Source organism: Bacillus toyonensis BCT-7112 (assembly GCF_000496285.1).
In the GTDB taxonomy this organism is placed as follows: Bacteria; Bacillota; Bacilli; order Bacillales; family Bacillaceae_G; genus Bacillus_A; species Bacillus_A toyonensis.
This window is the reverse complement of record NC_022781.1, coordinates 2,741,195-2,753,283: the sequence shown is the minus strand read 5'-3', so window position 1 is coordinate 2,753,283 and position 12,089 is coordinate 2,741,195. Positions and strand designations below refer to the sequence as shown.

Annotated in this window: 23 protein-coding genes; all 23 read right to left on the bottom strand. The window is 40.8% G+C overall.

The window, feature by feature from the left end:
- The 23 genes from secY to tuf all read right to left on the bottom strand — a co-directional run bounded on the left by secY (position 1) and on the right by tuf (position 12,064).
- Positions 1-1,302, bottom strand: a complete 1,302-nt coding sequence (secY, locus tag BTOYO_RS14220; RefSeq protein WP_000490120.1) for a preprotein translocase subunit SecY — start codon at positions 1,300-1,302, stop codon at positions 1-3.
- Positions 1,302-1,742, bottom strand: a complete 441-nt coding sequence (gene rplO / locus BTOYO_RS14215) for a 50S ribosomal protein L15 (protein WP_000766083.1) — start codon at positions 1,740-1,742, stop codon at positions 1,302-1,304. Before rplO ends, secY begins: the two co-directional genes overlap by 1 nt.
- A 33-nt stretch (positions 1,743-1,775) precedes the next feature.
- Positions 1,776-1,958 (bottom strand): 50S ribosomal protein L30, encoded by a 183-nt coding sequence (gene rpmD / locus BTOYO_RS14210; protein WP_001085231.1) that lies wholly within the window; start codon positions 1,956-1,958, stop codon positions 1,776-1,778.
- A 13-nt stretch (positions 1,959-1,971) separates the two neighbouring features.
- Complete coding sequence (rpsE, locus tag BTOYO_RS14205; protein WP_000554646.1) at positions 1,972-2,472, bottom strand: 30S ribosomal protein S5; 501 nt, start codon at positions 2,470-2,472, stop codon at positions 1,972-1,974.
- Between the two features lie 21 nt (positions 2,473-2,493).
- The gene (rplR, locus tag BTOYO_RS14200) at positions 2,494-2,856 is read right to left on the bottom strand and encodes a 50S ribosomal protein L18 (protein WP_000628818.1); all 363 of its coding nucleotides are present in this window, start codon (positions 2,854-2,856) and stop codon (positions 2,494-2,496) included.
- A 31-nt stretch (positions 2,857-2,887) separates the two neighbouring features.
- Positions 2,888-3,427 (bottom strand): 50S ribosomal protein L6, encoded by a 540-nt coding sequence (gene rplF / locus BTOYO_RS14195; protein WP_000086552.1) that lies wholly within the window; start codon positions 3,425-3,427, stop codon positions 2,888-2,890.
- 32 nt (positions 3,428-3,459) lie between these two features.
- Positions 3,460-3,858, bottom strand: a complete 399-nt coding sequence (gene rpsH, locus BTOYO_RS14190) for a 30S ribosomal protein S8 (protein ID WP_000245511.1) — start codon at positions 3,856-3,858, stop codon at positions 3,460-3,462.
- Between the two features lie 29 nt (positions 3,859-3,887).
- A complete protein-coding gene (gene rpsN / locus BTOYO_RS14185; protein WP_001085700.1) occupies positions 3,888-4,073 on the bottom strand; it encodes a 30S ribosomal protein S14 in 186 nt (61 codons plus the stop codon).
- A 33-nt stretch (positions 4,074-4,106) separates the two neighbouring features.
- Complete coding sequence (rplE, locus tag BTOYO_RS14180; protein ID WP_001080829.1) at positions 4,107-4,646, bottom strand: 50S ribosomal protein L5; 540 nt, start codon at positions 4,644-4,646, stop codon at positions 4,107-4,109.
- Positions 4,647-4,672: 26 nt separating this feature from the next.
- Complete coding sequence (gene rplX, locus BTOYO_RS14175) at positions 4,673-4,984, bottom strand: 50S ribosomal protein L24 (protein ID WP_000558200.1); 312 nt, start codon at positions 4,982-4,984, stop codon at positions 4,673-4,675.
- A gap of 38 nt (positions 4,985-5,022) precedes the next feature.
- Complete coding sequence (rplN, locus tag BTOYO_RS14170) at positions 5,023-5,391, bottom strand: 50S ribosomal protein L14 (protein WP_000615912.1); 369 nt, start codon at positions 5,389-5,391, stop codon at positions 5,023-5,025.
- Positions 5,392-5,434: 43 nt separating this feature from the next.
- Positions 5,435-5,698, bottom strand: a complete 264-nt coding sequence (rpsQ, locus tag BTOYO_RS14165; protein ID WP_000004106.1) for a 30S ribosomal protein S17 — start codon at positions 5,696-5,698, stop codon at positions 5,435-5,437.
- 20 nt (positions 5,699-5,718) lie between these two features.
- Entirely contained in the window at positions 5,719-5,919 is a 201-nt protein-coding gene (gene rpmC / locus BTOYO_RS14160) for a 50S ribosomal protein L29 (RefSeq protein WP_000855718.1), read from the bottom strand.
- A complete protein-coding gene (rplP, locus tag BTOYO_RS14155; protein ID WP_000928969.1) occupies positions 5,909-6,343 on the bottom strand; it encodes a 50S ribosomal protein L16 in 435 nt (144 codons plus the stop codon). Before rplP ends, rpmC begins: the two co-directional genes overlap by 11 nt.
- Before the next feature lies 1 nt (position 6,344).
- Positions 6,345-7,004: a 30S ribosomal protein S3 gene (gene rpsC, locus BTOYO_RS14150; RefSeq protein ID WP_000529958.1), complete on the bottom strand. Its 660-nt coding sequence runs from the start codon at positions 7,002-7,004 to the stop codon at positions 6,345-6,347.
- A 3-nt stretch (positions 7,005-7,007) separates the two neighbouring features.
- A complete protein-coding gene (rplV, locus tag BTOYO_RS14145; protein ID WP_001148024.1) occupies positions 7,008-7,349 on the bottom strand; it encodes a 50S ribosomal protein L22 in 342 nt (113 codons plus the stop codon).
- A 17-nt stretch (positions 7,350-7,366) separates the two neighbouring features.
- Complete coding sequence (rpsS, locus tag BTOYO_RS14140) at positions 7,367-7,645, bottom strand: 30S ribosomal protein S19 (RefSeq protein ID WP_000124454.1); 279 nt, start codon at positions 7,643-7,645, stop codon at positions 7,367-7,369.
- 60 nt (positions 7,646-7,705) lie between these two features.
- The gene (gene rplB, locus BTOYO_RS14135; RefSeq protein WP_000511583.1) at positions 7,706-8,536 is read right to left on the bottom strand and encodes a 50S ribosomal protein L2; all 831 of its coding nucleotides are present in this window, start codon (positions 8,534-8,536) and stop codon (positions 7,706-7,708) included.
- Positions 8,537-8,564: 28 nt separating this feature from the next.
- The gene (gene rplW / locus BTOYO_RS14130; protein WP_001205558.1) at positions 8,565-8,855 is read right to left on the bottom strand and encodes a 50S ribosomal protein L23; all 291 of its coding nucleotides are present in this window, start codon (positions 8,853-8,855) and stop codon (positions 8,565-8,567) included.
- Positions 8,855-9,478 (bottom strand): 50S ribosomal protein L4, encoded by a 624-nt coding sequence (gene rplD, locus BTOYO_RS14125; RefSeq protein ID WP_001127258.1) that lies wholly within the window; start codon positions 9,476-9,478, stop codon positions 8,855-8,857. Before rplD ends, rplW begins: the two co-directional genes overlap by 1 nt.
- Positions 9,479-9,503: 25 nt before the next feature.
- Positions 9,504-10,136, bottom strand: a complete 633-nt coding sequence (gene rplC, locus BTOYO_RS14120) for a 50S ribosomal protein L3 (protein WP_000160209.1) — start codon at positions 10,134-10,136, stop codon at positions 9,504-9,506.
- 34 nt (positions 10,137-10,170) lie between these two features.
- Positions 10,171-10,479, bottom strand: a complete 309-nt coding sequence (gene rpsJ / locus BTOYO_RS14115; protein WP_001040595.1) for a 30S ribosomal protein S10 — start codon at positions 10,477-10,479, stop codon at positions 10,171-10,173.
- 397 nt (positions 10,480-10,876) lie between these two features.
- Positions 10,877-12,064: an elongation factor Tu gene (tuf, locus tag BTOYO_RS14110; RefSeq protein WP_001029617.1), complete on the bottom strand. Its 1,188-nt coding sequence runs from the start codon at positions 12,062-12,064 to the stop codon at positions 10,877-10,879.
- Positions 12,065-12,089 lie beyond the last annotated feature (25 nt).

The following is a 12,089-nucleotide window of genomic DNA, read 5'->3' as shown; positions in this document are numbered from 1 at the left end:
TCATTGCTTGATAAACCCTTTGTAATGGCGTTTTACCAGTTGGCTTTCTAGCTGCTTCATTGTTTCTAAAGCAACGCCGACAACGATTAACATACTCGTTCCACCGATCTGTGCAGATGGAGGAAGATTTCCCAATTTCGTAAAGATAACTGGTAAGATTGCAATCGCTGCTAGGAAAATTGATCCTACAAAGGTCAAACGATACAAGATTTTTGTTAAATATTGTTCCGTATTCTTACCCGGACGAATACCTGGAACATATCCACCTTGCTTATTTAGATTCTCTGACATTTGCTCTGGATTAACCTGAACAAATGCATAGAAATATGTGAAGGCTACAATGAGCGCAACATATATGATCATTCCCACTGGGTGAGAATAGTTAAAGTTTGCAATAATCCACTGCGATACATCATGTTTCGGGAAGAACTGTGCAATAGTTGGAGGTGTAATTAAGAATGAAACAGCAAAAATGACTGGAATAACACCCGCACTATTTACCTTAAGTGGTAAATGAGTGTTTTGTGCTCCAGCATGATTCCCATTCGCTCCTGTTACACGCTTCGCATATTGAATTGGGATCTTTCTAACAGCCTGTTGAATGAAAATAACACCAACAATAACCGCTAGCACAGCTAGTAAGATCAATACAACTTTAACGATACTCATGAACAATTGATCTCCGATATTTTGAAACTGTTGTTGATACACTTGAGATATAACACTTGGGATCGCTGCGGCAATACCACCAAAGATAAGGATGGAAATACCATTACCTACACCTTTAGCTGTAATCTGTTCACCTAACCACATTAAAAATGCAGTACCAGCAGTCAGTACCGTAGCAATGTATAAATAAGTGCTCCAACCAGGATTCAAAATTAATTGCCCACCTACCATACCGTTAAAACCGATTGACATACCAAACCCCTGAATAAACGCAAGAACAATTGTAAAGTAACGCGTGAATTGCGTTAGTTTACGACGGCCCATTTCACCTTGCTTCGACCATTCCGAAAATTTAGGAACAACATCCATCTGCAATAATTGCACGATGATGGATGCTGTAATATACGGCATGATTCCCATCGCGAAGATGGAGAAGTTTTTCAAGGCGCCACCGCCAAATGTATTTAGGATACCTAAGGCATTTAATTGATCTTGTGCTTTCAGTACGTCTCCATTTGTAAATGGCACTGGGATAAACGTGCCAATCCTGAATACGATTAACATCGCTAAAGTGAATAATATTTTACGTCTTATCTCAGCAACGCGCATAAAGTTGGAGATTGTACGAAACATTAGATCACCTCAACTGATCCGCCAGCTGCTTCAATTGCTTCTTTAGCACTTGAAGAGAACTTGTGCGCTTTAACAGTTAATTTTTTCTCTACTGCTCCGCTTGCAAGAATTTTAACACCGTCGTTTAACTTGCTGATAACGCCAGTTTCCAGCAATAATTCAGGTGTTACTTCTGTACCATCTTCAAAACGATTTAACGTTGATAAGTTTACAATAGTAAACTCTTTACGGTTAATGTTTGTGAAGCCGCGTTTTGGTAAACGACGGAATAATGGAGTTTGACCACCTTCGAAGCCAAGACGAACACCGCCACCAGAACGTGCGTTTTGTCCTTTATGACCTTTACCAGCAGTTTTACCGTTACCAGAACCGATACCACGACCGACACGGTTACGTACTTTACGAGAACCTTCTGCAGGTTTTAATTCATGAAGTTTCATTCCCAGGCACCTCCTTATATTAATGAGTTATCCTTAAGCTTCTTTTACAGTTATAAGGTGAGAAACTTTGTTGATCATACCAAGAATAGCAGGAGTTTCTTCCTTAACTACAGTTGAATTCAACTTTTTAAGACCTAAAGCTTCTACCGTCGCACGTTGATCTTGTGGACGACCAATTACACTACGAGTGAGGGTAATTTCTAACTTTTTCGCCATTTGTTTTCCCTCCTTAACCTAGTAGCTCTTCTACAGATTTACCGCGTAATTTTGCAACATCTTCAGCGCGCTTAAGTTCGCTTAATCCGTTCACAGTAGCGCGAATCATGTTGATTGGTGTGTTAGAACCAAGAGATTTCGAAAGAATATCTTGTACACCAGCTAATTCAAGTACCGCACGAACAGGTCCACCAGCAATAACACCAGTACCTTCAGCAGCAGGTTTTAAGAATACTTCACCAGCTCCAAAATGACCGTTGATTGTGTGTGGAATTGTTGTACCAACTAATGGTACAGCGATTAAGTTTTTCTTAGCGTCTTCGATAGCTTTGCGAATTGCGTCTGGTACCTCTTGTGCTTTACCAGTACCGAATCCAACATGACCGTTTTTATCGCCAACTACAACTAGTGCAGCAAAGCGGAAACGACGACCACCCTTAACAACTTTCGCGACACGATTTATCGTAACTACACGTTCTTCAAGTTCTAATTTACTTGGGTCAATGCGATGCATCAATTTTCCCTCCTTTGACCATTAAAATTGTAATCCAGCCTCACGAGCAGCTTCAGCTAGAGCTTTAACACGGCCATGGTATAAGTAACCACCGCGATCGAATACTACTTCTTTAACGCCTTTCTCTACAGCACGCTTAGCAACTGATTCTCCAACTTTCGTAGCAGCTTCAGTATTGCTAGTACCGTTAAGAGCAAGGTCTTTATCAAGAGTAGATGCACTTACTAACGTTACACCATTCACATCATCAATAACTTGAGCGTAAATATGTTGGTTAGAACGGAACACGTTTAAACGTGGACGTTCTGCAGTACCAGTAAGTTTAGCACGTACACGTGCATGTCTTTTCTTACGAGTCGCATTTTTATCAGCTTTAGTGATCATTCTTGTCACTCCTTTCTCTCACCTAACGGGTTTACTTAGCAGTTTTACCTTCTTTACGACGAACAACTTCGCCTTCGTAACGAATACCTTTACCTTTATATGGCTCAGGAGCACGTACAGCACGGATGTTAGCAGCAAATTCGCCAACACGTTGCTTGTCGATACCTTTAATTACGATTTTAGTTGGTGCAGGTACTTCAACTTCGATACCTGCTTCCGGAGTCATTTCTACTGGATGAGAATAACCTACGCTTAATACAAGTTTATCTCCTTGTTTTTGAGCACGGTAACCAACACCGACTAATTCAAGTCCGCGTGCGAAACCTGTAGTTACACCTTCAACCATGTTTCCGATTAAAGCACGAGTTGTACCGTGTAATGCACGGTGTTCCTTCTGTTCAGATGGACGCTCAACTGTTAGTGTATTTTCTTCAATTTTGATAGACATATCAGCATTGAATTTACGAGTTAATTCACCTTTAGGGCCTTTTACTGTTACAGTATTGTCTTCTGCAATTGTAATAGTAACACCTGCAGGGATTTCAAGAATCTTTTTACCAATACGAGACATGTGGTCACACCTCCGTTCGTTTTAAATATATATTACCAAACGTATGCTACTACTTCTCCACCAGTTTGTAATTGACGAGCATCTTTGTCTGTCATTACTCCCTTAGATGTAGAAACAAGAGCGATACCTAATCCGTTAAGTACACGTGGTACTTCATCAGCTTTAGCGTAAACGCGTAAGCCAGGTTTACTGATACGTTTTAATCCAGTGATTACACGTTCATTGTTTGCACCATATTTCAGGAAAATACGAAGGATACCTTGTTTGTTATCCTCGATGTATTCTACATCACGAATGAAACCTTCACGTTTTAAAAGTTCAGCGATCTCTTTTTTGATTTTAGAAGCAGGAACCTCTAATTTCTCATGACGTACCATGTTCGCATTACGGATGCGAGTAAGCATGTCTGCAATTGGATCTGTCATCACCATGTGTTTTACCTCCTTCCCATTTGTGGGTTTTACCAACTAGCTTTTTTAACACCAGGAATTTGACCTTTATATGCAAGTTCACGGAAACAAATACGGCAAAGTTTAAATTTGCGGTATACAGAATGCGGACGACCGCAGCGTTCGCAACGTGTATACTCTTGTACTTTAAACTTAGGAGTACGCTTTTGTTTCGCTATCATAGATTTTTTAGCCACGTTTTCGCCTCCTCTACTTAGCGTTGGCTTCCATTATTTTTGGAATGGCATACCGAATTGTGTTAAAAGTTCACGAGCTTCTTCATCAGTTTTCGCTGTAGTAACGATTACGATGTCCATACCGCGGACTTTGCTTACTTTATCATAATCGATCTCAGGGAAGATAAGTTGCTCTTTAACACCTAATGTGTAGTTCCCACGACCATCGAATGATTTCTTAGAAACACCACGGAAATCACGTACACGTGGTAAAGAAACTGACACTAATTTGTCGAAGAACTCATACATTTGCTCGCCGCGTAAAGTTACTTTCGCACCGATTGGCATACCTTCACGAAGACGGAAACCAGCGATTGATTTTTTAGCACGAGTTACAACAGGTTTTTGACCTGCGATTTGTGTTAATTCTTCTACTGCATTGTCTAAAGCTTTTGAGTTAGATACCGCGTCACCAACACCAGTGTTGATTACGATCTTTTCGATTTTCGGTACTTCCATCACAGATTTATAGTTAAACTTGCTCACTAGAGCAGGAGTAATTTCCTTTTGGAACTTCTCTTTAAGGCGATTCAATGAAGTGACCTCCTTTCTTAAGAAAATTATTTATCTAATAATTCACCAGATTTTTTTGCAATACGAACTTTTTTACCATCTTCTACTTTGAAGCCTACACGAGTAGGTTCACCTGTTTTCGGATCTAAAATCATAACGTTAGAAACGTGAATAGGTGCTTCTTTAGTAATAATTCCACCTTGTGGATTTAATTGAGATGGCTTAGAGTGCTTCTTAACGATATTGACACCCTCAACGATAACACGGTTTTGCTTTGGGAAAGCCACAAGGATAACGCCTTGTTTTCCTTTGTCTTTACCAGTGATTACCTGTACTTTATCACCTTTTTTTACATGCATCTTAATTCTGCACCTCCTTAGCAAGGCAATACCTTAAATTATAGAACTTCTGGAGCTAAAGAAACGATCTTCATGAAGTTGCTATCACGTAATTCACGAGCTACTGGTCCGAAGATACGAGTACCACGTGGGCTCTTATCGTCTTTAATGATAACCGCTGCGTTTTCATCAAATTTGATGTAAGAACCGTCCGGACGACGAGCTCCGCTCTTCGTACGTACTACTACTGCTTTAACAACGTCACCTTTTTTAACAACGCCACCTGGTGTTGCTTGTTTTACCGTAGCAACGATAATATCACCAATGTTAGCATATTTACGACCAGAGCCGCCTAATACTTTAATTGTTAAAAGTTCACGTGCACCAGAGTTGTCAGCAACTTTCAAACGAGATTCTTGTTGGATCATGTTATGAAACCTCCCTTCGGACTAAAAATTCCGATTCGTCTATTTAGATAATAACCGCTTCTTCAACGATTTCAACTAAACGGAAACGCTTAGTAGCAGAAAGCGGGCGAGTTTCCATGATTTTAACGATATCGCCAAGTTTCGCTTGGTTTTGCTCATCATGGGCTTTGTACTTCTTAGAATACTTAACACGTTTTCCGTACAAGGAATGAGTTTTGTAAGTTTCAACTAAAACTGTAATCGTTTTGTCCATTTTGTCAGACACTACACGACCAGTATAAACTTTGCGTTGGTTACGTTCGCTCACTATGCAAACCTCCCCTCAATTTATCGATTAATTCCGATCTCTCTTTCACGAACTACAGTTTTCATACGAGCAATTGCTTTACGCACTTCACGAATGCGAGTTGGATTCTCTAATTGTCCTGTAGCAAGTTGGAAGCGAAGATTAAACAACTCTTCCTTTAAAGCTTTAACTTTTGTTTCGATTTCGGCAGTGGTTAATTCACGAATATCATTAGTTTTCATTAGATTCACCACCATTTTCTTCACGTTTTACGAATTTACATTTCACAGGTAACTTGTGAGCTGCAAGACGTAATGCTTCGCGTGCTACCTCTTCAGACACACCCGCGATTTCGAACATAATTTTCCCAGGTTTTACTACTGCTACCCAGCCTTCTGGTGCCCCTTTACCGGAACCCATACGTACTTCTAGAGGTTTTGCAGTGTAAGGCTTAGAAGGGAAAATTTTAATCCATACTTTACCGCCACGTTTCATGTAACGAGTCATTGCACGACGAGCAGCTTCGATTTGACGGTTTGTAATCCATGAAGCAGCTTGTGCTTGTAAACCGAATTCACCGAAAGCAATTTCAGTTCCACCTTTTGCACGACCACGCATTTTACCACGATGCTCTCTACGATATTTTACGCGTTTTGGCATTAACATATTATTTTCCTCCTTCCTCAGAAGCTTTCTTTTTTGTAGGAAGGACTTCTCCACGGTAGATCCATACTTTTACGCCTAATTTACCGTATGTTGTATCAGCTTCAACTGCTGCATAGTCAATATCAGCGCGAAGTGTATGAAGTGGAACAGTTCCTTCACTGTAAGATTCTGCACGAGCGATATCAGCTCCGCCAAGACGACCCGAAACCTGTGTTTTAATACCTTTAGCACCTGCACGCATAGCACGTTGAATAACTTGCTTTTGTGCACGACGGAATGATACACGGTTTTCTAATTGACGAGCGATGTTTTCGCCTACTAATTTAGCGTTAAGATCAGCTCTCTTAACTTCTAAAATGTTGATGTGTACACGCTTGCCTGTTAATTGGTTAAGAGCTTTACGAAGTGCTTCAACTTCAGTACCACCTTTACCAATTACCATACCAGGTTTTGCAGTGTGAATTGTAACATTTACACGATTTGCTGCACGTTCGATTTCTACTTTAGCAACAGCAGAATCTTTTAAGCGTACAGTAATGTACTCACGGATTTTGATGTCTTCATGTAATAATGTAGCGTAATCTTTCTCAGCGAACCAACGAGATTCCCAGTCACGGATAACACCGACACGAAGACCAATTGGATTAACCTTTTGACCCATCGATTATCCCTCCTTCTTTTCTGATACCACAACTGTGATGTGGCTTGTGCGTTTGTTAATTTGGCTTGCACGACCCATTGCACGTGGACGGAAACGTTTCAACGTTGGACCTTCGTCAACGAAAACTTTTTCAACAACTAGGTTGTTAATATCCATCTCATAATTGTGCTCTGCATTTGCGATTGCAGATTTTAAAACTTTTTCTACAACTGGAGAAGCAGTTTTTGGTGTGTGGTTAAGGATAGCAATCGCTTCACCCACTTGCTTACCTCGGATTAAGTCTACTACTAAACGAACTTTACGAGGAGCAATACGAACTGTTCTCGCTACTGCTTTAGCTTGCATTGAAGTGCCTCCTCTCATTATCTTCTAGTTTTCTTATCGTCAGCAAGGTGACCTTTATACGTACGAGTTGGTGCGAATTCACCTAACTTATGGCCAACCATATCCTCAGTGATGTACACAGGTACGTGTTTACGACCATCATATACAGCGATTGTGTGTCCGATGAACTGAGGGAAGATTGTTGAACGGCGAGACCAAGTTTTAACAACTTGTTTTTGCTCAGATGCAACTAATTTTTCCATTTTGCTCATTAAGTGATCATCGACAAATGGTCCTTTTTTTAAGCTACGAGCCATTTTGGTGCCTCCCTTCGTGATTGGCGTACGGTTCTAGAAATGAACCGTACTACAATCCCATTATTTTTTACGACGACGAACGATAAATTTATCAGACGCTTTATTTTTCTTACGAGTCTTGAATCCAAGAGTTGGTTTACCCCATGGAGACATTGGAGACTTACGTCCGATTGGAGAACGTCCTTCACCACCACCGTGTGGGTGATCAACCGGGTTCATTACAGAACCACGAACTGTTGGGCGTTTACCTAACCAGCGAGAGCGACCTGCTTTACCGATTTTGATAAGTTCGTGTTGTTCGTTACCAACTTGACCGATTGAAGCGCGACAAGCAGATAATACAAGACGTACTTCACCAGAAGTTAAACGTACAAGTACGTATTTACCTTCTTTACCAAGTACTTGAGCAGATGTACCAGCAGAACGAACTAATTGTCCGCCACGACCAGGCTTAAGCTCGATGTTATGAACAACAGTACCTACTGGAATGTTGATTAATGGTAATGCGTTACCGATTTTAATGTCAGCTTCTGGGCCAGACATAACTTCCATACCTACTTCTAAAGATTTAGGAGCAAGAATGTAACGTTTTTCACCGTCAACGTAGTTAATTAATGCGATATTCGCAGAGCGGTTTGGATCGTATTCGATCGTAGCAACGCGTCCTGGAATTCCATCTTTGTTACGCTTAAAGTCGATGATACGGTATTGACGCTTATGTCCGCCACCTTGATGACGTACAGTAATTTTACCTTGGTTATTACGACCCGCCTTCTTGCTTAAAGGAGCAAGTAATGACTTTTCGGGTCTGTCAGTCGTGATTTCAGCGAAATCATTCGTAGTCATATTACGACGACCGTTAGTAGTTGGATTATACTTTTTAATTCCCATCTCAATTTCCCTCCTTCTTTAGTAAGAATTAAACGCCTTGGAAGATTTCGATTTCTTTGCTGTCAGCAGTTAGCTTAACGATTGCTTTACGACGACGGCTAGTAAAACCAGCGTGACGACCAACGCGTTTTGCTTTCGGCTTGTAGTTCATGATGTTCACTTTTTCTACTTTAACACCAAAGATCGCTTCAAGAGCATCTTTAACTTCTGTTTTATTAGATTTAACGTCCACATCGAACGTGTATTTTTTTTCAGCCATCATTTCCATAGAACGTTCAGTGATAACTGGGCGCTTAATGATATCACGAGGATCTCTCATTATGCAAGCACCTCCTCTACTTTTTCCACTGCCGCTTTTGTCATGATTAGCTTATCATGATGAAGCACGTCTAAAACGTTTACGCCATCAGCAGTGATTACTGTTACTCCAGGGATATTGCGAGCAGATAACTCTACAGATTCGTTTGCATCAGCAGTTACGATAAGAGCTTTCTTCTCAACAGTTAATCCTTTAAGTACTGCTAGCATATCTTTTGTTTTTGGTGCATTTAACACTAGGTCTTCAAGAACTACAATGTTGTTCTCAACTACTTTAGTAGCTAATGCAGATTTGATTGCTAAACGACGAACTTTCTTAGGAAGTTTGTACGCATAGCTTCTTGGTGTAGGTCCGAATACCGTACCACCACCACGCCATTGAGGAGAGCGGATAGACCCTTGACGAGCACGTCCAGTTCCTTTTTGACGCCATGGTTTACGACCACCACCGCGAACTTCAGAACGAGTTTTTACTTTGTGTGTACCTTGACGTAAAGATGCACGTTGCATCATTACAGCTTCGAAAAGTACAGCTTCATTTGGTTCGATACCGAAAATAGCTTCAGCTAATTCGATTTCACCAACCTGTGAACCAGTTTGGTTATATACAGTAACTTTTGGCATTGGAATTCCTCCTTCCTATTGTGAATTATTTGCTAACCTTCACAGCGCCTTGAACAACTACAAGAGATTTCTTAGCACCTGGAACGTTACCTTTTACTAGTAATAAGTTGCGCTCAGTGTCAACTTGAACGATTTCTAAGTTTTGGATAGTAACTTGGTCTCCACCCATACGTCCAGCAAGTTTTTTGCCTTTGAATACACGGTTCGGAGCAACTGGGCCCATTGAACCTGGACGACGGTGATAGCGAGAACCATGAGACATAGGTCCGCGAGATTGTCCGTGGCGTTTGATAACACCTTGGAAACCTTTACCTTTAGAAATTCCTGTTACGTCAACGATTTCACCTGCAGCGAAAACTTCAACTTTTACCTCTTGACCAACCTCTAATCCGTCCACGTCTGCATCGCGGATTTCGCGAATGAAGCGCTTAGGAGTTGTAGATGCTTTAGCAGTGTGGCCTTGTTCAGGTTTGTTAGTTAACTTTTCACGTTTATCTTCAAATCCTAACTGGATTGCATTGTAGCCATCAGTTTCAGTTGTTTTCTTTTGAAGAACAACGTTTGGATTAGCAGCGATAACTGTTACTGGGATTAACTCACCGTTCTCAGCAAATACTTGAGTCATACCGATCTTTCTTCCTAAGATTCCTTTGGTCATGAGTTACACCTCCTACATTTTTAAGTTATATAATTTATAGTTTGATTTCGATATCTACACCAGACGGTAAGTCTAAACGCATTAATGAATCTACTGTTTGTGGAGTAGGACTCACGATATCGATTAAACGTTTGTGTGTGCGCATTTCGAATTGCTCACGAGAATCTTTGTACTTATGAACAGCACGAAGAATTGTGTAAATAGTCTTCTCAGTTGGTAATGGGATCGGACCAGAAACTGTTGCCCCAGAACGCTTAGCTGTTTCTACAATTTTCTCAGCTGATTGATCAAGAATACGGTGATCATAAGCTTTTAAACGGATACGAATTTTTTCTTTTGCCATTATTTTCCCTCCTTCGTTCGCCTATTTCTAAAATAGACCTTCTCCATGGAAATTTCCCCACACCATGCCATGGCAAAGCGGCCGGGTGTGTCAGCAACCTTCCACTTCATCGCAGTCAAAGACCAACATTGTCTATTATACAATGTTATTCGTCTAGATGCAAGCATCTTTTTGTTTGCATCTGCTTTTCTCTACTTTTGCTATTATACATGGCACTTTAAAGAATTTCAAGTTTTCATCTAACAGAATTCATTTTACAGTTTCTGGATTTTGTTTTGATGGTTTTATATTAATATAGAAGAAACTCGTCAAAACATAAAAATATAATCTTACTCATTATATAAACACAAACAAAAAACCCAAGGGAGAATCCCTTGGGTTTTTATATCAGTTAAGATTACTCAACGATAGTTGCAACTACGCCGTAACCTACTGTACGTCCACCTTCACGAATAGAGAATTTAGTTCCCTCTTCGATAGCGATTGGAGCGATAAGTTCGATAGTCATTTCGATGTTGTCACCAGGCATTACCATTTCAGTACCTTCTGGTAATTGGATGATACCAGTTACGTCAGTTGTACGGAAGTAGAACTGAGGACGGTAGTTAGCGAAGAATGGAGTGTGACGTCCACCTTCTTCTTTAGATAATACGAAAACTTCAGCTTTGAATTTAGCGTGTGCTTTTACAGAGCCAGTTTTAGCAAGAACTTGTCCACGTTGGATGTCTTCACGAGCAACCCCACGAAGAAGAGCACCGATGTTGTCTCCAGCTTGAGCTTGGTCAAGAAGTTTACGGAACATTTCTACACCAGTTACAGTTGTAGAAGCATTCTCTTCAGCAAGACCGATGATTTCTACTACGTCACCAACTTTAACGATTCCGCGCTCTACACGACCAGTTGCAACTGTACCACGACCTGTGATAGAGAATACATCCTCGATAGGCATTAAGAATGGTTTGTCAGTTTCACGTTCTGGAGTTGGGATGTAAGCATCAACTTCAGTCATTAATTCAATGATTTTTGCTTCCCAATCAGCTTCTCCTTGAAGAGCTTTAAGAGCAGAACCTTTGATTACAGGAATGTCGTCGCCTGGGAATCCGTATTCAGATAATAGGTCACGAACTTCCATTTCTACTAATTCTAATAATTCTTCGTCGTCTACCATGTCGCATTTATTTAAGAATACAACGATGTAAGGTACACCTACTTGACGAGAAAGAAGGATGTGCTCACGTGTTTGAGGCATTGGGCCATCAGCAGCAGATACTACTAAGATACCGCCGTCCATTTGAGCAGCACCAGTGATCATGTTTTTAACATAGTCAGCGTGACCTGGGCAGTCAACGTGTGCATAGTGACGAGTTTCAGTTTCGTACTCAACGTGTGCAGTTGAGATTGTGATTCCGCGCTCTCTTTCTTCTGGAGCAGCGTCGATTTGATCGTATCCGCGTGCTTCAGCACCACCAGCTTTTGCAAGAACTGTAGTGATCGCAGCAGTTAATGTAGTTTTACCATGGTCAACGTGGCCGATTGTACCGATGTTAACATGGGGTTTAGAACGTTCGAATTTAGCTTTAGCCATTCTAAATTCCTCCTTAGTTTATATA

Excerpts from the sequence above, each read along its gene's own strand:
- rplD (WP_001127258.1), bottom strand. The coding sequence starts at position 9,478 with ATGCCAAAAGTTACTGTATATAACCAAACTGGTTCACAGGTTGGTGAA.
- rplV (WP_001148024.1), bottom strand. The coding sequence starts at position 7,349 with ATGCAAGCTAAAGCAGTAGCGAGAACAGTTCGTATTGCTCCTCGTAAA.
- rpsS (WP_000124454.1), bottom strand. The coding sequence starts at position 7,645 with ATGGCTCGTAGCTTAAAAAAAGGACCATTTGTCGATGATCACTTAATG.
- rpsH (WP_000245511.1), bottom strand. The coding sequence starts at position 3,858 with ATGGTGATGACAGATCCAATTGCAGACATGCTTACTCGCATCCGTAAT.
- rpsE (WP_000554646.1), bottom strand. The coding sequence starts at position 2,472 with ATGCATCGCATTGACCCAAGTAAATTAGAACTTGAAGAACGTGTAGTT.
- rplO (WP_000766083.1), bottom strand. The coding sequence starts at position 1,742 with ATGAAACTTCATGAATTAAAACCTGCAGAAGGTTCTCGTAAAGTACGT.
- rplP (WP_000928969.1), bottom strand. The coding sequence starts at position 6,343 with ATGTTAATGCCAAAACGCGTAAAATATCGTAGAGAGCATCGTGGTAAA.
- rplB (WP_000511583.1), bottom strand. The coding sequence starts at position 8,536 with ATGGGAATTAAAAAGTATAATCCAACTACTAACGGTCGTCGTAATATG.
- rplX (WP_000558200.1), bottom strand. The coding sequence starts at position 4,984 with ATGCATGTAAAAAAAGGTGATAAAGTACAGGTAATCACTGGTAAAGAC.
- rpsC (WP_000529958.1), bottom strand. The coding sequence starts at position 7,004 with ATGGGTCAAAAGGTTAATCCAATTGGTCTTCGTGTCGGTGTTATCCGT.
- rplF (WP_000086552.1), bottom strand. The coding sequence starts at position 3,427 with ATGTCTCGTATTGGTAAAAAGATTCTTGAAATCCCTGCAGGTGTTACT.
- tuf (WP_001029617.1), bottom strand. The coding sequence starts at position 12,064 with ATGGCTAAAGCTAAATTCGAACGTTCTAAACCCCATGTTAACATCGGT.
- rpsJ (WP_001040595.1), bottom strand. The coding sequence starts at position 10,479 with ATGGCAAAAGAAAAAATTCGTATCCGTTTAAAAGCTTATGATCACCGT.
- rplW (WP_001205558.1), bottom strand. The coding sequence starts at position 8,855 with ATGAGAGATCCTCGTGATATCATTAAGCGCCCAGTTATCACTGAACGT.
- secY (WP_000490120.1), bottom strand. The coding sequence starts at position 1,302 with ATGTTTCGTACAATCTCCAACTTTATGCGCGTTGCTGAGATAAGACGT.
- rplC (WP_000160209.1), bottom strand. The coding sequence starts at position 10,136 with ATGACCAAAGGAATCTTAGGAAGAAAGATCGGTATGACTCAAGTATTT.
- rpmC (WP_000855718.1), bottom strand. The coding sequence starts at position 5,919 with ATGAAAACTAATGATATTCGTGAATTAACCACTGCCGAAATCGAAACA.
- rplR (WP_000628818.1), bottom strand. The coding sequence starts at position 2,856 with ATGATCACTAAAGCTGATAAAAATGCGACTCGTAAGAAAAGACATGCA.
- rpmD (WP_001085231.1), bottom strand. The coding sequence starts at position 1,958 with ATGGCGAAAAAGTTAGAAATTACCCTCACTCGTAGTGTAATTGGTCGT.
- rplN (WP_000615912.1), bottom strand. The coding sequence starts at position 5,391 with ATGATCCAACAAGAATCTCGTTTGAAAGTTGCTGACAACTCTGGTGCA.